20 protein-coding genes are annotated in these 23,749 nt (G+C 50.5%); 8 read left to right on the plus strand and 12 right to left on the minus strand.

The window, feature by feature from the left end; genetic code table 11:
- Positions 1-42: 42 nt before the first annotated feature.
- The 8 genes from DWZ56_RS04925 to DWZ56_RS04965 form a co-directional block, all read right to left on the minus strand.
- Entirely contained in the window at positions 43-1,071 is a 1,029-nt protein-coding gene (locus DWZ56_RS04925) for a lactonase family protein (RefSeq protein ID WP_118555281.1), read from the minus strand.
- Positions 1,068-2,204, minus strand: a complete 1,137-nt coding sequence (locus DWZ56_RS04930) for a sialidase family protein (protein WP_118555282.1) — start codon at positions 2,202-2,204, stop codon at positions 1,068-1,070. The genes DWZ56_RS04925 and DWZ56_RS04930 overlap by 4 nt, the downstream gene beginning before the upstream one ends.
- Before the next feature lie 2 nt (positions 2,205-2,206).
- The gene (locus tag DWZ56_RS04935; protein WP_118555283.1) at positions 2,207-3,187 is read right to left on the minus strand and encodes an aldo/keto reductase; all 981 of its coding nucleotides are present in this window, start codon (positions 3,185-3,187) and stop codon (positions 2,207-2,209) included.
- 12 nt (positions 3,188-3,199) lie between these two features.
- Positions 3,200-4,096, minus strand: coding sequence for a carbohydrate ABC transporter permease (locus tag DWZ56_RS04940; protein ID WP_199679550.1), 897 nt, complete (start codon positions 4,094-4,096; stop codon positions 3,200-3,202).
- A gap of 12 nt (positions 4,097-4,108) precedes the next feature.
- Positions 4,109-5,026 (minus strand): ABC transporter permease, encoded by a 918-nt coding sequence (locus tag DWZ56_RS04945; RefSeq protein ID WP_118555284.1) that lies wholly within the window; start codon positions 5,024-5,026, stop codon positions 4,109-4,111.
- 28 nt (positions 5,027-5,054) lie between these two features.
- Entirely contained in the window at positions 5,055-6,596 is a 1,542-nt protein-coding gene (locus DWZ56_RS04950; RefSeq protein WP_118555285.1) for an ABC transporter substrate-binding protein, read from the minus strand.
- A gap of 329 nt (positions 6,597-6,925) precedes the next feature.
- Positions 6,926-8,497, minus strand: a complete 1,572-nt coding sequence (locus DWZ56_RS04960; protein WP_118555287.1) for a response regulator transcription factor — start codon at positions 8,495-8,497, stop codon at positions 6,926-6,928.
- On the minus strand, positions 8,478-10,139 hold the full coding sequence (locus tag DWZ56_RS04965; protein ID WP_118555288.1) for a sensor histidine kinase: 1,662 nt from the start codon (positions 10,137-10,139) through the stop codon (positions 8,478-8,480). Before DWZ56_RS04965 ends, DWZ56_RS04960 begins: the two co-directional genes overlap by 20 nt.
- Before the next feature lie 195 nt (positions 10,140-10,334).
- Between DWZ56_RS04965 and DWZ56_RS04970 the strand changes: the two genes are divergently transcribed.
- The 7 genes from DWZ56_RS04970 (at position 10,335) to DWZ56_RS05000 (ending at position 17,040) form a co-directional block, all read left to right on the plus strand.
- Entirely contained in the window at positions 10,335-11,861 is a 1,527-nt protein-coding gene (locus DWZ56_RS04970) for a Y-family DNA polymerase (protein ID WP_118555289.1), read from the plus strand.
- A 23-nt stretch (positions 11,862-11,884) separates the two neighbouring features.
- Positions 11,885-12,358: a hypothetical protein gene (locus DWZ56_RS04975; RefSeq protein ID WP_118555290.1), complete on the plus strand. Its 474-nt coding sequence runs from the start codon at positions 11,885-11,887 to the stop codon at positions 12,356-12,358.
- 451 nt (positions 12,359-12,809) lie between these two features.
- Positions 12,810-13,637 (plus strand): energy-coupling factor transporter ATPase, encoded by an 828-nt coding sequence (locus tag DWZ56_RS04980; protein WP_118555291.1) that lies wholly within the window; start codon positions 12,810-12,812, stop codon positions 13,635-13,637.
- Complete coding sequence (locus DWZ56_RS04985) at positions 13,622-14,473, plus strand: ATP-binding cassette domain-containing protein (protein ID WP_118555292.1); 852 nt, start codon at positions 13,622-13,624, stop codon at positions 14,471-14,473. The genes DWZ56_RS04980 and DWZ56_RS04985 overlap by 16 nt, the downstream gene beginning before the upstream one ends.
- Before the next feature lie 60 nt (positions 14,474-14,533).
- Positions 14,534-15,325 (plus strand): energy-coupling factor transporter transmembrane component T family protein, encoded by a 792-nt coding sequence (locus DWZ56_RS04990; protein ID WP_118555293.1) that lies wholly within the window; start codon positions 14,534-14,536, stop codon positions 15,323-15,325.
- A gap of 27 nt (positions 15,326-15,352) precedes the next feature.
- A complete protein-coding gene (locus tag DWZ56_RS04995) occupies positions 15,353-15,904 on the plus strand; it encodes an ECF transporter S component (RefSeq protein WP_118555294.1) in 552 nt (183 codons plus the stop codon).
- An 8-nt stretch (positions 15,905-15,912) separates the two neighbouring features.
- Positions 15,913-17,040: a hypothetical protein gene (locus DWZ56_RS05000; protein WP_118555295.1), complete on the plus strand. Its 1,128-nt coding sequence runs from the start codon at positions 15,913-15,915 to the stop codon at positions 17,038-17,040.
- On the opposite strand, the gene DWZ56_RS05005 is transcribed toward DWZ56_RS05000, so the two are convergent.
- Positions 17,003-17,785 (minus strand): ZIP family metal transporter, encoded by a 783-nt coding sequence (locus DWZ56_RS05005; protein WP_118555296.1) that lies wholly within the window; start codon positions 17,783-17,785, stop codon positions 17,003-17,005. The two genes, DWZ56_RS05000 and DWZ56_RS05005, sit on opposite strands and share 38 nt — an antisense overlap.
- Positions 17,786-18,013: 228 nt before the next feature.
- On the opposite strand from DWZ56_RS05005, the gene DWZ56_RS05010 reads away from it, so the two are divergent.
- A complete protein-coding gene (locus DWZ56_RS05010; protein WP_118555297.1) occupies positions 18,014-19,222 on the plus strand; it encodes an FprA family A-type flavoprotein in 1,209 nt (402 codons plus the stop codon).
- 108 nt (positions 19,223-19,330) lie between these two features.
- On the opposite strand, the gene DWZ56_RS05015 is transcribed toward DWZ56_RS05010, so the two are convergent.
- The 3 genes from DWZ56_RS05015 to DWZ56_RS05025 form a co-directional block, all read right to left on the minus strand.
- Positions 19,331-20,680: a sodium-dependent transporter gene (locus DWZ56_RS05015; protein WP_118555298.1), complete on the minus strand. Its 1,350-nt coding sequence runs from the start codon at positions 20,678-20,680 to the stop codon at positions 19,331-19,333.
- 485 nt (positions 20,681-21,165) lie between these two features.
- The gene (locus DWZ56_RS05020; protein WP_118555299.1) at positions 21,166-22,332 is read right to left on the minus strand and encodes a Card1-like endonuclease domain-containing protein; all 1,167 of its coding nucleotides are present in this window, start codon (positions 22,330-22,332) and stop codon (positions 21,166-21,168) included.
- Between the two features lie 11 nt (positions 22,333-22,343).
- Positions 22,344-23,585: a S41 family peptidase gene (locus DWZ56_RS05025; RefSeq protein WP_118555300.1), complete on the minus strand. Its 1,242-nt coding sequence runs from the start codon at positions 23,583-23,585 to the stop codon at positions 22,344-22,346.
- Between the last annotated feature and the right edge of the window lie 164 nt (positions 23,586-23,749).

Consider the following 23,749-nt stretch of genomic DNA (forward strand, 5'->3'; position numbering starts at 1 on the left):
CCAATGTACGCCCGGTATCCAGCAAAGTCATGTGCAAAGAGACTATGGGAGTACAATTCGATAAATCTGCATTGCACCGGATAACGCCCTGTACCCTGACCGATGACCGGTCTTTAAATCCCATAATTCCAGTGCTCCCTTTGAATCTCCATATTCCTCATTGACGATGAGCAGCGCATTCTCTTCCCGATACAGAAAACTGCGGGGCCAGCCGCAGGAAGTGAAGAGGCGCGCTTCCCTAAGCGTTCCTTCCGGCTCCACAATAAATTCCTTTATCTGGTTTAGCCCGCGCACGCCTGCATAAAGCCTGTCGCCATCCGGTGTAATTTGAAGGACTGAGGCAAGGCTGTCCTTAACCCCTGCGCAATCCAGGCATATTCTCTGCATCGCTTTCCATCTATTGTTCTCGGATTTCCCGTATACTACGAGTTCATTGGACAGTTCCGCCAGCAGATAGAGAATCTCCTTAGACGGATGAAAGGCCATATTGCGCGGACCGGATCCGGGTCTTTCCTCCATCCTGTGCCAGGCAGAATCTGCCGCAAGACCATTCTCCTCAATGTAATACCAGGCATCTCCCCCCAGATCCGCCATATAACAAATACCGCCTGTGCATTCAATGAAATGCGGATGCGAGTGTTCCTGCCGGGTTTCTACCGGACCGCAGCCGTCAAACGCAATGTCTGCAGTCTGTGATCCGATTTTACCCCCGGATATGCCCACAGCGGTTATCCTGCCCGATCCATAGGCCGCGGCCAACAGATGTTCCTCTTTGCTGTCGACACTCATATAGCTGATGCCCTTCCAGTCGAACGTCCGGCAGTCCACTGAATCGAGCAAACCGTTTTCGCGGTCAATTCGGAAGGATTGAATATAAGATCTGTCCGGTCCGTACCTTCCTGCGGCATAAAGATATCCGTCCTTAGTCCCTGTCATGTATTCCAGATTTTTCAGCATGGCAGCCTGTTTTACCTCAATCAATGCCGTTTCTGACGCATTGACCAGTTTTATCAGATTGATTCCGTCCTCCGGCGTCTCTCCAAAGGTACTGCAGTATAGATATTCCATCATTCACCCGCCTTGTCTATCACCTGTTTTGTAAAACTGGTATCACGGTATATTTTACCTGCCAGTATCTCCTCCTCGGAGATTCTGCACAGCAGGATCTCCTTACAATTAAATCGGGAATAGTCGTATATGATGTAAATATTTCCTTCCTTGTCTTCGGCGGCATCAGGGTAGGAAACATCTTCCCGTTCATCCAGTATTAGATTGCCGCTCCAGCTCATCCCATCGTCCTGGGAAAGCCAGGCCGTCAGATTGCTGCGCTTTGCCTTCCCATCTTCCGGCAGATGATTCACCATCAGCAACCGGCCTGATTTCAACCTCCCGATATAAAATCTGGAATCCGGTCCCCATATCCCGGCTCTCCTGATATTATTCCAGCTTCTACCCTCATCGCAGGAAAAGGCCTCTCCAATCCCGTCGGGCAGCCGCAGCAGCATCCAAAGACTCCCATCAATTTTTTGTACCACCATAGGTTCATCATAGTATCTGCCTTCGATATCGAATCCTCCCCGCAAATGGAAGGATATGTCCTTTACGTGTTTACCTGAACCGTCGGCTTCACACAATTTGATCCGTCTGTCAAGATCACCCTGGTCAAATGCATATGGAACATTGTTCCACAAAGACAGGGCCAGCAGCCATTCACCTTGTTTCCCGATCATTGGCTTATTCAGCATGACGCCGTCCGTTATCCGTACGCTCCGGCTCCATCTTAACCGTTCCTCTTCAGGATTATGGCAGATACTCATAAACACTCCCGCTCTGCCGTCAAAGCCGCCGAAACTCTGTGACCAGAACAGGATCAGCCGTCCATCAGGCGCAGTCCACAGACACATGTCAAAGGCCCGGACATACCCTTCCGGATCCACAGCGGCAATCGGTTCCGACCAGTGCTGTCCGTCTGCAGACCTCTCCACCACCACATAGTTATCCGGACCCTCTCCCTCCCCGCCGCTGTAAAAGGCGCAATAGAAGATTTTACATTCTGTGATGGCAATTGACGGAATTCCCTGCCATTTTCGGTTCTTCCTCCGGTATTTCCCAAGATCAGCAGTTCTGACGGCCGCCGGGACCAGTGCCAGATCCTTTTGCCGAAGCGTCTCATTCGTAACAGGTACCTGCTGTAATCCAACCATATCTAATATCTCTCCGCATTCAGTAAAAACTTAAGTTCACGGGCGTTGATCCTCTTTTGTGAAGCATGCAGGCTCTCCTTGAGCTCTCCGACATTCCAGGGTCCTATAATGGGAATAACCTGAAATGGCTGAGCATAGAGATACGCCAGTGTCAGCTCCAGCGCAGACGCATTGCATAGCGCGCACAGTTTTTCCACCCGGCCGGCTCGTTCTATAGATTCCTGATTGTAAAACATGCTTCTGGGAAATTCATATTTCTCATCTGTTACGAATCCGGGCTCATGGCAAAGGACGAAAAATCCGGCCGCCTGGGAGGTATACGCGGTCACCGGTCTGCCGGTTTCTTCATGATAGGTAAAAATATCATCGGTCATATGGCTCTGGATAGCCGCTTCCACCGCATCATCATTTGGCTTGGCCATATTAAACATGATTTCGTGAGCCGCAAAGGTCTTAAGCTTATGTTTCCTCGCGTAGGCATCCGCCTCGCGCATCCTGGAGGCCGTCCAGTTCGAACATGCGAAATAACGGATCTTTCCTTCTCTCTCCAGCTCATTCAGTGTTTCTATAATCTCCCCCACATCCCTTAAAGGATCATCCTGATGCAGATAATAAAGATCAATATAGTCCGTCTTAAGATTTAGTAAGCTGTCTTCCAGATCGCCTCTGATCTGTTCCGGAGCCAGCCGCTTTACTCCCGGCGCGTCCACGGCATCAGCGGATCCCTTCGTAGCCAGCACAATTTTATCCCGCAGGCGGTGAAGACGCATCCATCTGCCCAAAAGCTGCTCGGAAAGCGGCTTATTACCCGGGTTCCACCTGCCATACACATTTGCCGTATCGATAAAATTGCCGCCGCAGCCGATATAACAGTCCAATATATCCAGAGACGTCTTATCGTCAAAGCGGCTGCCCAGGGCACCGGTTCCCAAAGCAATATCCGTAACCCTAAGATTTGTGCCTTCCAATCGTGTCATATCCATGTTCTTTTCCTCCTAACCCTTTATCGCGCCCACTGTGATTCCTCTTGCAAAGTATTTTTGAAAAAACGGAAAAATAACGATCAGTGGCACAATGCCCGTCACCGCTATAGCCATCCGTACGGTGATAGTCGGCATCTTGGCCAGGGCGCTGGCTGCGTCCACGTTGCCCGACATGCTCTGTGTCATAAACTGTATATCCAACAGTATCCGGTTCAGATAATTCTGCAAGCTGAACAGTTTCGGCTGTGTGATGTATAGCAGGCCGTTGTACCAGTCATTCCAGTAACCGATCCCGATCAGGAGCCCCACCGTTGCCAGAATCGGTTTGGAGATCGGCATCACAATCCGAAAAAACACCGGGAATTCCCCCGCGCCGTCAATTTTACCGGATTCAATCAACTCCCTGGGCACATTGGCTTCAAAGAATGTCCTGGCCAGCAGTATATTAAATCCATTGATCAGAATATTGGTCGGTATAAGCAGCGCCCACAGCGTGTTTTTAATATGAAATGTATTGACATACATCAAATAGGTCGGAACCATGCCGCCGTTAAAGAGCAGGGTAAAAAACACGAAAAAGTTCATTACCCGGCGTCCGGGCAGCTCCCGCCGTGACAGGGCATAGCCGAACAGTGCTGTAAACAAAAGTCCTGCCGCAGTTCCGGTTACCGTCACAAAGATGGATATCCCATAGGCCCTGAAAATAGTCTCCCCTTGGGTAATCAGGTATTTATATGCATCAAGACTCCATTTTCCGGGCAGGAAGGAATATCCGCTGCGAAACACAGTGTCATTGTCGGACAGAGACGATATCATCAGCAACGCAATCGGCAGCACACAGAATAAAGCCAGTATCATCAGCAATACATGCGCCGTCACTGCGGGCATATTACCTTTTCTTTTTTTCATATCTCACCGCCTTCAGAATAATGCATTTTCCGGACTTATCTTTCTCACAGCCATGTTTACGGCAAGGACCAGGAGAAAGCCGACCGCTGACTGGTATACGCCGGCCGCTGCTGCCATCCCGACGTCTCCCATCTGGGTGAGAGCCCGGTATACATAGGTATCAATCGTATTGGTAGTACTGAAAATCGCACCGGAATTCTGGGTGACCTGGTAAAACAGTCCGAAGTCCGAATAAAAGATCTTTCCTACCGCCAACAATGTCATCATAATAACCACCGGTTTTAAAAAGGACAGCGTGATATAAAATATCTGCTGCAGCTTTCCCGCGCCGTCCAGCTGTGCCGCCTCATAATAGGACTGATCGATGGAAATCACACTGGCATAGAAAATGATAGCCTGAAAACCGAAAGATTTCCAGGTATTCACCACCGGGAGAATCGCAGGCCAGTATTTGGCCTCGTTATACCAGGAAACTGGAGCTTTCCCCAGCGGCTCCAGTATGCTTTTATTGAGAAATCCTACATCCGTACTTAAAAACGAGAACACCAGGTAGCTGATTATAATCATCGAAAACAGATACGGAAGCAAGATCACAGTCTGATAAAATTTCAGTGCTTTCCTACTCGTTACCTCATTGAGCAATATAGCTACCACAATGCCGGTCACAGTATTTATAGCAATAAAGGCCAGATTATACAGAATCGTATTTCTGGTAATAACGACAGCCGCAGAATTTTTAAATAAGAACTCAAAATTCTTAAATCCGATCCAGTCGCTGTGATAGATCCCTTTTGCGTAATCAAAATTTTTAAAGGCAACTACAAGTCCGCTAAGCGGCAGGTAATTATTGATAAAAAGATACAGCAGTCCCGGCAGCGCCATAATATAAAGCGGCAGCAGCTTTTTTATTGTTCTTCCCTTTCTTTTCATCCTGCCCTCCTTTGCCGGGGCAGGCGGCTTATTGCGCCGCCGCCCATTCATCCAGCTGTCTCTGTTTTTCTTCGATCACCGTATCTATGCCGGCGTCTTTCAGCGCCTGCCGGAACTTCGGCAGATTTTCTGCGGGATCAATGACACCGTTTTCCAGAGACAGACGGTACTCGTCAAATACTGCCTGTACGGCCGCGGCCTCCGTCTTGACCGAAGTGGGATCGAATACAAATCCCAGCGCTTTCGATTTGACTGCCGTATCATTAAACTCTTTAAAACGTTCGTTCAGATTTTCCGGATCTGTATTCCATATATAGCTTAGATATCTGTTACCGAAAGCATAAGTCGCGCTTAATGTATAGCCTGATGTGTCCGCCGTTACGCCTTCCGGATAGGTAATCCATCTGTCGCTGTCCTGTACATGCTGATAATGCTTTCCCTCGATTCCCCAGGTCAAGGCATTGTAAACCTCCTCATCACTGTAGAGCAGATTGATAAATTCCAGCACCTTCTCCGGATTTTCACAAGTTACCGGAATCGCCTGGATGATGGCGCCCACCTGCTGGGTGTTGGTAAATGCAGGATTCACAGTTACCGCATCGCAGGGTATTCCCGTCATATTGCTGCTGTCCGTCGGAACCCCCGGATGAAGCAGGGACATGGTGGTACAGACCTTTCCGGTCTTAAAATACGCGACTCCGGTATCTGGGTTCGTTGAGGCATCCGGAAGGATATATCCTTTCTGATTCCACTCCCTGGCTTTGTTAACACACTCTTCATAGTAATCCGTGTCAAAGAGATTAACCGCCTTAAGCTCTCCCTGTCCATGGTCCATCAGCACACCCATATCATCGCCCAAACTGTCGTAGGTCTTAAATATGCTGTCCAGCACGCTCGTGCCCTGTGCCTGGGGCTGTGTTACATACCGATCTGTTTCACCTTCCTTCATCCGCATGAACAGATCGTCCAGTTCCTCCACCGTCAGGCCTTTCCCGGTATCCACGCCATATTTCTCCGCAATATCTTTGCGTATAATTATCCCATAGGCATTGGCCATATCCCGAAGAGTCGGAAAACCGTAGACTTTACCATTGACTGTAGAAGCCTTCAGGAAATCTCCTGCCGCAGCCATTGCCTCCGGTGCATATTTCTCGATTGTTGCCATATCAAGCCCCAGTATCTTATTGGCAGCCACGTCCGTGCTGAAAGTCGTTTTCGCAGAAGCATTATACAGATCCAGCTTCTCTTTGCTTGTCACCATCAGGTTAATCTGCTGCTGGTAATTGGCGCCTGTCATCGGCATCAGCTTCACTCTGGCGCCGATTTTCTTCTCAACGATGTCGCTTAAATTCTGTTCAACCAGATCCCAATCCGCCTGCTGCACCCACACATCAAACGCATATGTGATCGTATACGGTTCTCCTCCAGCAGCCTCCTGCGTCGCGGCCTCTTTCGTGTGATCCGCACTCCCTGGAGACGATCCAGGAGTATTTCCCCTGCCGCACCCGCAAAGGAACAGGCCGCAGATCAACAACGCTGCGATTAATCTTTGCATAGCTTTTCTTTCCATGTCTTACCTCCTCTGAATTTAACAGTTTACTGCCGAAACCTCTTTACGGTTATAAGTATACCCTTATCATAAGGCCCTTCTCTACCCGATTTTCGACTTCCATTTATGAATCTTAGTCCATTATGAAAATGGATCCCGCTCGCGGGATTCTCCGCCTGCGGCGGGTCGCCCTGGCGACATACTACCTTCCCGCCGCAGTGCGATCCTAAGCGGAGTGTTTTTTGTCCAATAGGTCGTATTTTCCCGTTGAACAATAAAAACCCCGCAGGATGTGCGGGGTAAAACGTGTGCAGCCGGGCGGTTTCAGTTTTTAGTACGCCCCGGCGTGATTACTGCGGGCAGGATGAACCGTCGCTGTTCTTTCTGTATTCAACAGGACTTACGCCTGTTTCCCTTTTAAACATTGCGGAAAAATTGGACATATTGGCATACCCGCACCTCACCGCAATCTCGCTCACCGTGATATCCGGGTATAACAGCAGCTTTTTTGCCATTTCCAGCTGTTCTTTTAATATATATCTGTTAACGGAGCAGCCAGTGTCTTTCTTAAAACGCCGGTCCAAATAATCCGGGTTTAAAAACATAGCCTCTGCTATTTTTATCCGGTTCAGATCCTCCTCCAGATGTTCCTTTACATATTTTTTCACTTTCTCCACCAGTGTCAGAGGCTCCCGAACCTCCCGAAGCGCCTCTGCCACATCGTTAAGGATTCTCTCCACCCAGGCCTGCATGGCCCTTACTGAGCCAATGGCTCCTATCCTGTTATAACCGTTGTCCCTATAGTAAAGAAACTGATGGGCATGTATTCCGTTTTCCTGAAGCCCTGCATACAGCACCTGTTCCAAATCATATTGCAGCATCTGCAGAGCGCTGCGGTTAAGCCGGCCAGTTTCTTTATTCAAGTTAAGCCAGATTGTGATCCGTTCCGACAGTTCCTTTGTTCTTCCGCAGTCAATTAAGGCCGGCCAGGAAGACATCTCCGGAAGGCAGACCTTAGCTGCTTTTGTCTCCAATTCCTCACCGTCAAAAACGCCGTGTATGCAGCAAACATTATTCATAGCAGTCTGGCGCAGCCTGTTTACCTCCTCTTCTGTTTCCCAGGCTCTGCAATATTTTCCCATATATATGCCCATACGGTCCGCCAGCCCGCTGTTGCCGAACATATCTGCGGCCGCTGCTTTCAGGGTATCGGCTCCGTCTGCATCCGTAAAGCAAAGCGCCGCCATCGCATGGGGTGAAAGAGCAGGAACCCGGTATTCACAGTGAAGCCGCTTAAGGATATCTGCCACGGCGGCTTTCAGACAGGTGATTTCCTCTGCAGGCACCGTGTCTGAATAGCTGTGAAACAGGATCGGAATCAGTGTCCTGCTCCATTCCGCCTCACAGTTTCTGGCCTCAGCTGCCTGTCGTACCTCTTCTTCACTTCCTAGAAGCCCCCGCAGGCAATCCTCCCAGAAATGCTCCTCCCAGGAGGACTTGAACCGATTCCACAGTTCTCCGCCCGCCTGCAGCTTGCGCCGCGCCCTGTCTGTCTCCAGTTTAACAGCGGCCTTTCTTATTATTTTATCGATATCCTCCTCCGTTACCGGTTTTAACAGATAGTCAAAACTACCATATCTTAAAGCAGTACGCGCGTAATCAAACTGAGCGTGACAGGTGAGCATAATCACTTCCAGGCTTGGACAATTCTCCTTTGCCCATTTCAGCAGTTCAAGACCGTCCGTCTGCGGCATCTCTATATCGCAGAGCATCAGATCCACCTGTTTTTCCAGCAGCAGCTGTTTGGCCCGGGCAGCATTCATAGCAGTGTAAATCTCCGTTACACCTGTCATTTCCCAATCCGTAATGCTAAGCAGGTCTTCTATGATCAAATACTCATCGTCAACAATCAGCAGATTCATCCGTTCTCCTCTCCTCCGGCAGTTCCATCTTTATCATCGCTCCTCCGGTCTCCTTATTGCTGATGGCCAATGCGGCGCAGTCCTGGTAGTGGATCCAGAGCCTGTCCCTGATATTTTGAATGCCGATATGCTCTCTGCCTTCCCGAACGATCTTTTCATGCCTCTCAAGCTTATGCAGAATATCTTCCGGCATTCCGGCACCGTCATCTTCAACTGTAATACACAGCTTATGGTCCTTCAGCTTTGCAGTTACCGATATCAGCAGTTCTCTGGAAAAATCTGCAGCGTATTTTATGGAATTTTCCACAAACGTCAGGATGCACATGGACGGAACACGGCAAAGCTCGGCATCCTCATCAATCTCATACCTGAAATGTATGCTGCCGGCATAACGTTGCCTCTGAATGGCCATATAATTCAAAGTGAAATCCACCTCGTCCCTTAACAACACCATATCCCCGCTGCCGGAAAATACATGTTTAAAATAATTGATCAGCCAGGTGAGCATCATCTGCACATGGCCGCTGTCCTTTTTCTTATTCAACAGGTAAACGGTATTTAACGCATTTAAAAAAAAATGGGGATTGATCTGCAGACGGGAACACTGTTCATAGAGCTCCTGCTTCTTTTTCTCTTTCTCGTATACATCGATTTTAAGCCTGGATATCTTCTCCATCATGCTGTTAAAGGCACTGCCGACAATATGGTACTCCCCCATATTATCCATATTGGGCATTCGAAGTTCCATCCCTTCCTCGTCCACCCTTTTCATTATCCCTACAATCAAACGGATTGGCTGAATAAACCAGCGGTACATCGCAATGCACAGAATCGGCAGAAGTATCAGCAGCACGGCACCGAATATCATGCTGATCCTGGTAAATGAGCGGATCTCCTCATATAGAGTTCTTACCGGGATCGTTATATTAACCTGAGAATCCGTGCCGCTTACAGGAATGCTGACCACCAGATCCGTCCTGCTCCCGCCTCTGTCTTCCGCAGAATCCCCAGCAGTATAATAAACATAATATTCGCTTAAATTCACTGCCTGAATCGTTTCAATCAGTCTTCCCAGGCTTATCACGCATCCAATGGCCATGGCGTCCGATTCAAACGTTTTTATCAGGTACTGGTTACCGTCAATTTCTATAAGCTTCCACAAATCCTTTGCTCCAAACCCATCTATCATCAGAAGCGCAAGCTGATCCTTTATTTCCCAGTTGGGCGTTTTCGCGCTTTTTTGTGCCGATGCAACCAGCATAATGGTGCTGTCCGCTTTCCGATAGGTAAAAAAGTAATCGGCCGGACGATAGACAAGTATATCGTCATTCAGCCTATTATACAGCTTCTGCTTTGCCAGCGCATTGATCAGCTCGCTGTTTTTTCCCGAATATGCCACATTGTAATATTCTGAAGTATCACTGATGCGCAGCAGATACTCCGCGATACTGTTCAGATTTGCTTTCAGGTCATTGGCGTAATATTCTCCCATGGACTGATAGGTTTTTTCCGCCTTGTCCCGGATCGTCCTTATCGCTTTGATATTGCTGTACGCCAGCATAGCTATCACGCAGATGATGATAACGGCGATGCTCACATTCACTCTGACAAGCACAGACTGCTTCATTTTTCCCGACATCATCCGATTTCCCCCCTGAAATACAGATTACTTTATAAATGATCATATCGAAATGAATTCTTTCCGTCAAGGCATTCCTGTAGACGATTTATAATATTATAATTCACGATCATCGTAACTTTTTTGTGTTATACTATTGTAGTAGAAATAACGAGCATTACCAGCCTCCGCCCGAAGCTTGAGAAAGGAGCGTACACCATGTCCGACAACCGAATATATGCAGCCATTGACCTAAAATCCTTTTACGCTTCCGTAGAGTGCCGGGAGCGGAATCTTGACCCTCTGACCACAAACCTTGTGGTTGCGGATCAGAGCAGAACAGAAAAGACCATCTGCCTCGCAGTCTCCCCCTCCCTGAAGTCCTGCGGCATTTCCGGCAGGCCGAGACTGTTTGAGGTGGTACAGAGGGTAAAGCAGGTGAATGCTGAACGGCAGAGGAATGCTCCGAATCACAGGTTTGAAGGTTCCTCCTGCAGCGAGACCGAGCTCAAAGCCAATCCGGCGCTGGCGCTGGACTACATCGTTGCCGAGCCGCGCATGGCTTACTATATGGAATACAGCACAAGAATCTATGAGATATATCTGAAATATGCGGCTCCGGAGGACATCCACGTCTACTCCATAGACGAGGTTTTTCTGGATGTCACCGCATATCTGAAACCCAATCGGATGACCGCGCGGGAATTTACAAGAATGATCATACAAGATGTGCAGGAATCCGTCGGAATCACCGCTACAGCGGGCATTGGGACAAATCTTTACCTCTGTAAGACGGCCATGGACATAGTCGCAAAGCGAACCGAACCCGATGAAGGCGGGGTCCGGATAGCGGAGCTTAACGAGATATCTTACCGGCGGCTGCTTTGGAGCCATCAGCCGATTACGGATTTCTGGCGTGTCGGCCAGGGTTACGCAAAGAAATTACGGGATGTAGGGTTATATACGATGGGCGATATAGCGAGATGTTCGGTCGGCAGTCCGGACGATTATCACAATGAAGAGCTGCTCTATCGGATATTCGGCATCAACGCCGAGCTGCTGATCGACCACGCCTGGGGATGGGAGCCCTGCACCATTGCAGATATCAAAGCCTATAAACCTGCGGAAAGCAGTTTAAGCTCCGGGCAGGTCCTGCACTGCCCTTACACCTTTGAGAAAGCAGAACTGGTTGTCAGGGAAATGACAGAGTCGCTGGCACTGGAACTGGTGGATAAAGGGCTTGTGGCCGACCAGATCGTTCTGACCGTTGGATATGATATCGAAAATCTGACCGATCCGGACAGAAGGAATCGCTATAAAGGTCCGGTCACCGCTGACCATTACGGAAGAAAAGTTCCGAAACACGCCCATGGCACGGCTGGCCTCGGCAGAAAAACTTCTTCCGCCATGCTGATGACCAATGCGGTGACACAGCTCTACGACCGGATCGTGGACAGGGATCTGCTTATCAGGAGAATTACCCTTGCGGCGAATCACGTCATAGAAGAAAACGCCGCCGCAGAGACAGATCAATTTGAACAGCTGGATCTGTTTACGGATTACGGCGAACTGCAAAAGAAACAGGAAAAAGAGAACGCCGCCTTAGAGCGTGAAAAAAACATGCAGAAGGCTATGCTGGACATTAAAAAGAAATTTGGCAAAAATGCCATATTAAAAGGTATAAACCTGGAGGAAGGGGCTACCGCCAGGAAACGCAATGAACAGATCGGCGGCCATAAGGCCTGAATCCAGCAGAAGAGGATAGCGATATGCCGGAACACAAGAATCCACAAAAATACGATGATATCATAAACATGCCGCACTATCAGTCCAAGTCGCACCCGCATATGTCAAATCACGACCGTGCCGCACAGTTTTGCCCATTTGCAGCTTTGACCGGATACGGCGCTGCGATCAGGGAAACCGCCCGCCTCACCGACGAAAGATGGGATCCCGATGAATATATGAAAGCAATGCTGGACAGCAAACTGCAGATCATCGCGGATCATCTCCATTCCGAAAACGAGGTCACCATCACTTTTTTTAAACCGGATGATAAAAAATCCGGCGGAGCTTACCTGACCTGTACCGGGTTTGTGAAGAAGATTGATGTATATGAAGGCACAGTGATTATGGCGGACAAAACAGCAATCCCTATCAAGCAGATCTGTGATATAGAAAGCAGCCTGTTCCGGGAACTGGATGCGGACATCTATGATGTTACTATTCACGGCTACCGATAAAGCAGCGCATGGCGGGGCAGAGTATGGTCCTCATTGGGATCCCTTGAAGCCCGCCGGTTCTTTCGCTGCGTAGTTTAGCAGCGTTAGAACCGCTGCGCGCTTCACGGAGCGAGAGCGCGTCCCAATGAGGACCATACTCTGCCCCGCTATGCGCGGGAGGTTTACGGTAACTGTGCACAATAATTTAGAGCTGTAAGCCATTGCATATCTTCAAAGTGAATGATATAATATAACCGGTTTCAGAAGAAACCTGTGCCCGCAGAAGCGGGACCTTTCAATGAGGGATCTCATATTGCAGTACCGTTATGTTTGTCCAATCTTCGCCATGAAGGTGATATTCTCCGGAGGGAGAACCAGTCTTCATGGCGTTTTTTTGTTCAACAGGGGGCGCACCCCTGTTCAGTACTGCAGACATAATTCCATTCTATGAAAGGCGGTGATTTCCGTGTGTATGATAAGCGGTACAGGCATCCGTTTCGCATATGAAGCGGACGGCCGTCTCAAACGCGTGCTCCGCGATCTGGACATCCAGATTCAACGGGGTGAATTTGCCGTCGTGCTGGGGGCCAACGGGAGCGGCAAATCCACACTTGTTAAACATTTTAACGCCCTGCTGCCGCTTCAGAAGGGGGAGCTGACTGTCGCAGGCATCAATGCAGCGGGCCGGTCGGATATCTGGAGGCTGCGCAGGGTCTGCGGGATGGTCTTTCAGAATCCCGACAACCAGTTTGTCTCATCCGTAGTGGAGGAGGACGTGGCTTTCGGACTGGAAAATTATGAGGTGCCGCGGGAACAGATTCCGGACAGGGTACGGAAAGCTCTGCGTCTGGTAGGTATGGAAGGCTATGAAAATCGGTCGCCCCACTCCCTGTCAGGGGGACAGAAACAGCGCGTCGCGCTGGCAGGAGTCCTTGCGTTGGAACCGGATATCGTGATACTGGATGAAGTTACCGCCATGCTCGATCCGCAAGGCAGGCAGGAAGTTCTGGAATCGGTCCGCAGGCTGCATGAGCAAGAGAAGAAAACAGTTGTCATGATCACGCATTATATAGAGGAAGCGGTCCTCGCGGACCGGGTCTTCCTCCTGGGAGACGGCGTCCTGCAGGCATGCGGCACGCCGCGCGAAATACTGACAGATCCGCAGCTTTTGGATAAGGCGGGGCTCACGCCCCCTCTTCCCGTAAAGATCTATTACGATTTATACAAAACGGGAATCCGCCTGGACCGGATTCCTCTGACCAATGAGGAGCTGGTGGAAGAATTATGTCAATTGAACTGAATCACATATCCTGTTCCTATCCTGGAGGTGCTCAGGAATCCGTCACCGTGTTCGACGATTTCAGCCTGCATATTGCTGACGGCGAGTTCATCGGGATAATGGGACATACCGGATGCGGCAAGACAACACTGCTGCAGCTGATGGCCGGACTCATCGCGCCGTCCGGGGGAGAAGTCCTGATCAATGGAGAGGATATTAATAAAGCCGGATATGACAGGAGCATCCTGCGGCGAAGCGTGGGCATAGTCTTTCAGTATCCGGAATACCAGCTTTTTGAGACCACGGTGGAAAAAGATGTGGCCTTTGGTTTAAAACACAGCGGGCTTAGCCGCGCGGAGGTGCGTGAAAGGGTGATATGGGCGCTTACGCTGATGGGATTCTCATATGAAAATATCCGCACTCGTTCACCTCTCACACTCTCCGGCGGTGAAAAGCGCCGGGTGGCCATCGCCGGCGTGCTGGCCGTAAAACCGGACATACTAATGTTTGATGAGCCGATTGCGGGACTCGACCCCCAAAACCGCACGGCGTTTCTTGAACTGGCCGCACAGCTGAACAGACAGGGAACTACCGTCATCATCGTGTCCCATAATGCAGATGCGCTGGCCGAATCGGTATGCAGACTGATCGTGATGGACCGCGGACGGACAGTAATGGACGGTACGCCCAACTCTGTGTTCGCCGATCCGGTACGGATGCAGGAACTGCATCTGGGCGTCAGCACTCCGCGGGCAATTGCGGATATGCTGGCTAAACGGGGGATTCCGATCGCTCCGGACATCATCCGGTATGAGGAACTGCTCCTGGAACTTCGGATGAATCTGAAAGCACGCTGAAAACGGGCTGATGCGTGCAATGTCGTCAGCCTGCGGCCGGTTACATGGAGGAAACTTGTTATGAATACGATGCCTTCCGGACAATATATCACAGGCACTTCTATGCTCCATCGCCTCGATGCCAGAGGGAAACTAATCTGTATGTTCGTGTTGCTTACCGCGGTAATCCTGACATCCACACTGTGGGGATATATATTCATCATCGCGGTGACAGCGGCTCTCATGCTGTTTTCCGCACTGCCCGCTGCCGCCCTTTTTACACCCTTAAGACGGCTGTGGCTGTTTTTCACCGTCATCTTTTTAATGAACGCTCTGTTTTTTGACGGAAACGCTCCCTTATGCTCCTGGTGGATTTTTCATATCACAGCGGCAGGACTCTCACAAGGGGCGCAGGTGGTTCTGCGTGTCCTTCTGGTGGTACTTTTAAGCAATATACTCACCTGCACCACACGGCCCATGGAGCTGACAGGTGCCTTAGAAAGCCTTCTGAAACCGCTGAAGCTGTTTCGTATACCGGTGGAGGATATCGCCATGATCCTTAGCGTAGCGATCCAGTTCATACCCACCCTGTCCGAAGAAGCTGATATGATCAAGAAAGCGCAGACAGCCCGGGGCGCACGCTTCGAAAGCAGACGGCTGACAGATAAAGCAGCCAGCGTCGCTCCTCTGGTGGTTCCCATCTTTCTGTCCGCATTCCGCAGGGCGGATGAACTGTCCATGGCCATGGAGGCCCGCGGATACCGCAATGCCGGCTCCCGGACCAAAAAAGACCGTCATGCGCTTCATCTGCCGGATTACCTGGCGCTGACCGCAAGCATGATGATCTGCGCCGCTTCGGTATTTATTTTTTAACAACTAAATTCTATGGAGGAAAAAATCATGAATCAAATGTCCTATGTAAAACGTTCCATTCTCACCGCCGTATGCATTGCGCTGTGCGTCGTGCTGCCCATGGCATTCCATGCGATTCCCAATGCGGGCAGCATCTACTGCCCTATGCACATCCCGGTTCTGCTCTGCGGGCTGATCGCCGGCTGGCCATTCGGACTTCTCTGCGGACTGGCTGGCCCGTTGCTCTCCAGCCTGCTGACCGGCATGCCCGCCACGGCATATCTGCCTATAATGATGATGGAACTGGCTCTGTACGGCCTGCTCACAGGCCTCTTTATGCAGCTCATACATACCAGGAAAATTTATGTGGATCTCTATATCAGCCTGGTCATAAGCCTACTCGCCGGACGCGTGCTGGCCGGCATTGCCAGAGCCCTGATATTCGCTCCGGGCAGCTATTCAATATCGGCATGGGCAACCGGCTATTTCATCACCTGTCTTCCCGGCCTGGTCATCCAGCTGGCCCTGGTTCCCACCATCGTATTCGCACTGGAAAAAGCAAGACTGATCCCTGTGCGCTATCCGGTTGAAGAGGGTTAAAAGCGGCTATGAATGAGATCAGCCTAAATCATACCTTTGAATATTATTTAAGAAACAGCGCTGCCAAGCATCCTTCCATGCAGGCGCAGGATATTGTGAAACTTTGTTTCCAGGCCGCCTTCGGCGCGGAGCATCTCCTTCGGGGAACGGACGAAGCCGCGGCCGGCATCCGGCTTATGGAAGAGTTCAAACAGGTTCCCGCCGGCGCCGGCGAAAACCTGTTTGAACGGATCTCCAGCAACTATTGCCGGATAAATCTCGGAGCATGGAAGGCGCGCCATCTGCCGCCCGAATGGCTGCTTCGGCTGTTTGTTCTGACCGCCGGACAGCCTCACGGCAGTGCCGGCCGTTTTACTGATTACCTAAAGGAGGCCGAAACGCTCATATGCGCCGGCCTCCTGCCTGTTTCCAGTCAGCAATGGCACTCCTTTCTCGGCGGATACCATCCAGAAAATGCTCTGCCAGTGCATCACAGCGAAATATACCGTACGCGGGAACACCCGGCATACCGGGTCGTTTCCACACGTTATCTCTGGATGCTTCCTGTACTTGAACAGCTTGCCGCTCTGCCCCGTTTTGCAGACGCCCATGTGATTGCCGTCGACGGCTGCTGCGCCTCTGGAAAAACTACCTGCTCTCTGGAACTGGCGGACGTGCTCGGTGCAGGCCTCATCCATATGGATGACTTTTTCCTGCCACTTAACCTGCGTACGGAGAAACGCCTCGCAGCGCCCGGTGGCAACATCCATTACGAACGCTTCATAGATGAAGTACTGCCGAATATCGCTTCGCCGGCCGTATTTACCTACCGCCGTTTCGACTGTCAAGCCCTTGATTATACACAAGATATACCTGTACGTGCCTCTGCCTGGAGGGTTGCGGAGGGCGCATATGCCTGTCATCCTCTGCTGGGAGAATATATGGATCTGCGCCTGTTCTTCCATGTGGGTCCTGCAGAACAGCTGAAACGCATTCGCCAAAGGGACGGGGAAGAGGCGCTGCAGAATTTCATCCGCCGCTGGATTCCTATGGAAAACTCATATTTTCAGGCCTTTCAAATCAGGGAAAATGCCGATATGGTGCTTCAGACGTACGAAATCAGCCCAGCGCCACATCAAGAATCATCATCACTATAAATCCGGCCGCAAAGCCGATGGTAGCGATGTTGGAATGCTCTCCCTGTGAGGCTTCCGGTATCAGTTCTTCCACCACCACATATATCATGGCCCCAGCGGCAAATGCCAGCAGATAAGGAAGAACCGGCACGATCAGGGATGCCAGCAGGATCGTGAGAAGCGCCCCGATGGGCTCCACTATACCTGAAAGCATACCCAGAATGAAAGATCTTCCACGGCTTTTGCCCTCGCTTTTCAGCGGCATGGAGATAATTGCCCCCTCCGGGAAATTCTGTATCGCTATGCCGATGGACAGAGCCAGCGCTCCGGCCAGCGTGATATTGCTGTTGCCCGACATGGCCCCGGCGAACACGACGCCTACGGCCATGCCCTCCGGTATATTATGCAGTGTCACAGCCAGAACCAGCATCGTAGTTCGAGACAGAGAACTCTTCACTCCCTCCGGTGCACCGTTATCTATATGCAGATGCGGAATTATTCTGTCCATCAGCAGCAAAAAGCCTATTCCGGCCGCAAATCCCACCGCCGCAGGAACAAATGCCAGCTTCCCCATGGGTTCCGACATCTCCATAGCCGGTATCAAAAGCGACCACACCGATGCCGCCACCATGACGCCGGAAGCAAATCCCAGCAAAATTTTCTGCAACAGCGGCTTTATGTCATTTTTCATAAAAATCACGCAGGCGGCACCTGCTGTGGTTCCGATAAAAGGAATCAGTATCCCAATTAATGTATTCGTATTCATATTCTGTACTCCATTTCTGCAGTTATTCTTTCTTTATATCAGGTGAACGGGATGTTTCCCGCTTCTCCTATTATACGATATAACGGAACAGGAATCCAGACTTTCCAGCATTTCTCCTGTGGTGAAAATACCGGGATTGACGAATTTAAAAAATACGTTTAATATATGACTGAAACAATCTTCATTTTTGTGCCATACTATAGATAAATAAGAAAGGTGGTATACCCGATGTACTGCACACGAAATATCAGCGAACATATTCATTGGATCGGCGGCAATGACCGCCGGCTTGCCCTGTTTGAAAATCTGTTTCCCATTCCCAACGGCGTATCCTATAACTCCTATCTGATCATGGATGAAAAGACTGCTCTGATGGATACGGTGGACGCTTCCATCAGCCGGCTGTTCTTTGAAAATGTCGATCACGTGTTAAACGGCCGCACGCTGGATTACCTGATCGTAAACCATATGGAGCCGGACCACTGCGCAAACATCGATGAACTGGTCCGCCGTTACCCGGATATGAAGGTGGTTGGCAACGCAAAAACCCTCCAATTTTTTAATCAGTTCTATCATATGGATCTGGAAGGGCGTACGGTTATCGTCAAGGAAAATGACACTCTGAATCTGGGCGCTCATACGCTCCGCTTTCTGATGGCTCCCATGGTGCACTGGCCCGAGGTCATGATCTCCTATGAGGAATCGGAAAAGGTATTGTTCTCCGCCGACGCATTCGGAACTTTCGGCGCTCCCGGCGGCACTGTTTTCAATGACGAAATTGACTTTGACCGCGACTGGCTGGAGGACGCCAGAAGATATTACAGCAACATTGTCGGAAAATACGGCCCACAGGTACAGGCTGTCCTTAAGAAGGCTTCCTCTCTTGACATCCGTATCATCTGCCCTCTCCACGGACCGATCTGGAGAACCGATTTAGAATATCTGATCGGCAAGTATGACAAATGGAGCCGCTATGAACCGGAAGATATCTGCGCCGCCATTTTTTACGGCTCCATGTACGGGGACACCGAAAATGCTGCAGACCATCTCGCCGCGCTGTTAGCGGAGGCCGGCGTAAAGAGCAGGGTGTATGATGTATCGAAAACTCACATGTCCTATTTGATTTCCGAAGCATTCCGCTGCAGCCATCTGGTATTTGCCGCTCCTACTTACAACAACGGACTGTATCCGGCCATGGAGTCTTTCCTGCTGGATATGAAAGCCCTGAATCTGCAGAACCGCACAGCTGCTATCATTGAAAACGGCACCTGGGCTCCGCAGGCCGGTAAGATCATGCGGGAGCATCTGGGCGGGATGAAGGGCATGGCTGTGCTGGAACCCAGCCTGACCATCCGCTCCTCCATGAAGGAGTCCCAGGCAGACGATATGAAAGCGCTCGCACAGGCGATTGCGGAATCAATCGCTGAGAAACAGTAAAAAAGGATAATGCTCAGCAGGGTGCATTTTAAATGAATAAAGCTGCCGGTCTCATAGGACAAGTCACAGTCCCGCAAGAGCCCGGCAGCTTTTATATTTTTCCGTTCATCAGATCACGATCCAGCCCAGAGAGTTTGCAATGGAGCTGATCAGGATCAGAATGATAAATATCGGCGCCACATATTTCATAAACACCTCGAACAGGCGCTTTCTGCGGAACGGTCCGTTAATCTCCACCTCTTCCACAATCGTCTCCGGCTTAATCACATATCCTACAAAGATACAGAACAGGAACGCGACAATCGGCATCAGCACGCTATTGCTTAAGAAGTCGAAGAAATCCAGTATGCTCATACCCAGCGGCTTGACATTCCCCCACGCGCCGAATCCCAGAGAGGAAGGGATTCCTACGGCGATCGCCGCCAGCATAACGATTATGCAGGTGAGCCTGCGGTTCCAGTGAAACTGATCCTGGATTATGGATACAATGGTTTCCATCAGGGAAATGGCGGAAGTAAGCGCTGCAAAGAGCACCAGCAAAAAGAACAGCGCGCCCACCGCGCTCCCAAACTTCATCGCTCCGAACACCTTGGGCAGCATGATGAACATCAGTCCGGGGCCTGCATTGAGATTTTCACCGCCGTTAAAGGCAAATACGGCCGGGATGATCATCAGGCCAGCGATAAAAGCGATGCCGAAGTCAAACACCTCGATCTGCTTTACACTGGACTCCAACTTCACTTCTTTCTTCATATAGGAACCGTATGTAATCATGATACCCATGGCAAGCGACATGGAATAAAACAGCTGTCCCATGGCCGAGAGCACCGTCATGGTGGAAAACTTGCTGAAATCCGGTTTCAGATAATAGAGAACGCCTTCTCCCGCGCCCGGCATCAATACAACATAGCCGGCCACAATCACCGACAGCACCACAAGTATGGGCATCATCACCTTGCTGGCCTTTTCCACGCCCTTCTCCACACCAAACAGTACAATGACTGCCGTAGCTACGATAAATAAGGCGAGCCACAAAACCGGTTCTCCGGTCTGCCCTATAAACGCCTCAAAATATCCGTTCTCTGCGGCGGCAGCGCCCTGGGCCCCGATAAACGTCACCAGATATTTCACAACCCATCCGCCGATCACGCAGTAATATGGGAAAATGAGCATGGGCACGCAGGAAGTGAGCACCCCGAGGAATTTCCATTTCTTGCTCAAACTGCTGAACGCCTCAATCGCGCTCTGCCCTGTCTTGCGTCCCAGAGCGATCTCGCCGATCATCAGCACAAAACCAAATGTGACCGCAAGCACCAGATACACCAGCAGGAATATACCTCCGCCATACTTCGCCGCCAGATAGGGAAATCTCCATATATTTCCCAAACCCACCGCCGATCCGGCTGCTGCCAGCACAAATCCGATCTTACCGGTAAAACTGCTGCGTTCCTTATTCATGTCTCAAAAACCCCCTGTATATTGATTAGCGATACGTCTGCTTCGCAGACGAAAATCAGCGCTGGTATAATGTCTGCCGCCATTATACCATATCAGCAAGCTGATATGTCCCTCCGGGAGATGCGCATGATTTTCAGCGGAAATTGTCTGCTTCGCAGACGAAAATCAGCGCTGGTATAATGTCTGCCGCCATTATACCAAATAGACGCCCTCCGTGCAACCACTTTTGTCCGCGCTATATACACACGCCTGTATATACACGAACCGTAAACCGTCAGCAGTCAAGGCTGCCGATAAAGCAGCACATGACAGGACAGGGTATGGTCCTCATGGGGGTCCCTTGAAGCCCGCCGGTACTTTGGTTGTGTATTTTACAACCTTAGTACCGTTGCGCGCTTCACGGAGCGAGAGCGCGTCCCTATGAGGACCATACCCTGTCCTGTCATGTGCGGAAATCACCAGTAACTGTGACCGGCCGCCGTCTCTCAAAAGGGCACCGCTTCCATAATCAGATTTTTCAGACGGTTGCGGAAATCCGCCGCCAGTATATCCGTCTTATCCATCACCATAATTCCCAGCTCTTTCGCCCTGCGGTTCATGGGCGTATTCAATTTCTTCGTATCAGCCAGTGTGATCAGGATGGACTTGCCATAGCTGCCGCCAAGCCTTGACTGTATCACCATCAGTTCATTCACAGCGTCCGCATCCGGTTCGGCCTGTTTGCAGGAAATAAAGACCGGAATTGAGGATTTCATCAGCACCACATCGATTTCATTTCCCAGTATCTCCACTCCGTCATAGGCGTTCCAATCCAGGATGGCGCCGCACCGCACATCTTCAAAAACCGGGATCTGGCTTGCATGTATATAGACGAACAGCTCCAGCCAGGAGCCGAATGTCAGCAGCGTCTGTCTGGCGCTCTGCGACGGAAAACGGAAGGAAACGCTCTTCCTTCCGAATGTAAGATCCCTGATAAACCCAAACCTCGCAGCATCCCTTAACAGCTTTTCGGATGGCTCCAATGTCTGTTTATTTTTGTTTATAAGCGGATATGGCGCGTCGAACTGCAGCCCGCCCTGTCTGCCCATACCGGCCTGCAGATAGAGACAGGTTTTTTTCCATTCCGCGCTGTTGCGCAGAACCGTCCGGCACATCCCCATTGTCTGGCGGTACCAGGCAGGTTCTGGAGCCTGCTTGGAATAGCCCATCAGGTATGCGCCCGATACAAATATATAATCATCCAGGTTAAGGCTGTGCAGCGGATACGAGTCCTCCGGATGATTGATCTCCGCCATGCTTCCGCTTCCCATGTTCAGATGATACATCGGAAGGCCCCGCTCCACGCCCTGACTGTAGCCGCAGATCAGCATCAGCTCAGGCCCTCCTGTCAGATCGAATGCGAACTCATCGGACCCTTCCAGGATCTTACTTAGAACCTGGCTTATCTCTTCCATATTGCCGGCATCTACCGGATATTTTTCCATGACCAGCTGGGGCAGATGTGCCTGGCACCCTTTAAACAGGTGATGCACATCCGCCTTTTTCTCAAACTGTTTATCATAGAGGTAGATCACTTTTTCCGGCTGATAGGATAATACCGCCATCATATTGGCGGTGACGTTCCTGTCATAGAAATCGATCAACGTCCTCAAGTGAAACCTCCTTACTGAAGTTTTTCTCTCATAACTTCTAACGCCTTGTCAAGCTGAGCATCCGTATCGCCTTCCCCGCGTTCCACCACCACATCCGGTTCAATGCCGATGCCGTGTATATTGTTGCCGTTAGGAGTATAGTAGTCCGCTACTGTGATCTTTAGCGCAGTTTTGTCTTTTAACGGTATCAGCGACTGCACAATTCCCTTGCCGTAGGAGGTGGTGCCGACCAGCGTGCCCGCGCCGTAGTCCTTGATCGCTCCGGCCAGAACTTCGGATGCGCTGGCTGAATTGCCGTCGATCAGCACCACCAGCGGCTTGTTGAACTGATGCTCCTCATCAGAGGTATATTCATCCCGGTTTCCGTATTTGTCTTCCGTATAGACGATCAAGCCTTCCGGCAGGAACGCATCGGCAATATCCACCGCGCTGGTGAGCAGGCCGCCGGGATTTCCGCGCAGATCCAGAATCAGCCCCTGCATCCCCATGCCCTCCAGCGTAGAGATTGCCGCCATCATCTGATCGTAGCTGACATCCTCAAAATCAGAGAAAGCAATGTATCCGATCCGGTCCTCTTTCATCTCGTATTCAATCGTGGTGATCTCCACCTGACGGCGCTCCACATCCAGGCTTAAGGTTTCCCCCGTGCCTTCGCGGAACACCTCTATATTGACCGCTTCGCCTTCTTCACCCTTAATCTTTGTGACTACCAAGTTCAGATCCATGCCGGTCACTTCCGTACCGGCCACCTTCATTACCATATCGCCGGCCTGCAGGCCGCTCTCCATGGCCGGGCTGTTTTTAAACACTTTGGAAATTGTGATGATGCCTGTATTGATATTCTGGGAAACCTGAACACCTATGCCGTAATAACGCCCTGTGGAAGACTCCATCATGGACGTATATTCATCCGCCGTGTAATAGGTTGAATACGGATCCGCCAGTCCGGCCATCAGGCCTTTATATATACCGTTTTTCAGATCCTCCTCATCATAGTCATACAGATAGTATCCGTCGATATATTTCTCCAGCAGGTCCACCTTATCCTGCACATCCTTCTGCTGGAGCAGAGAGTTTGTATCCTGCTGCGAGGAACCGCTCCCATAGTTTTCCACCGGTATTCTGTTCGCGTTTTTCAGGTCTGCCGCATGAAAGTAAAATGTGATGACACACACCACCGCGGTCAGCAGCGTGCCTGTTACTATGCCAAGCAGCATCCCCCTGCCGAATTTATTGTCCTGTTTATTTTCCATTCGTCCGCATCCTTCCTGATCCTGTTTTTCCCAATATAACGCCGCTTTACCGGGTTGTCAATGACATATTCTTATAAGCGTGCGCCGCCGCGCACACTTGCAATATTATTCACGGTTGATAAAACAGCGCATGGCGGGAAGTTACAGCACTGCACTTGCAGAAA

Source organism: Lachnotalea sp. AF33-28 (genome assembly GCF_003477885.1).
Taxonomy (GTDB): domain Bacteria; phylum Bacillota; class Clostridia; order Lachnospirales; family Lachnospiraceae; genus AF33-28.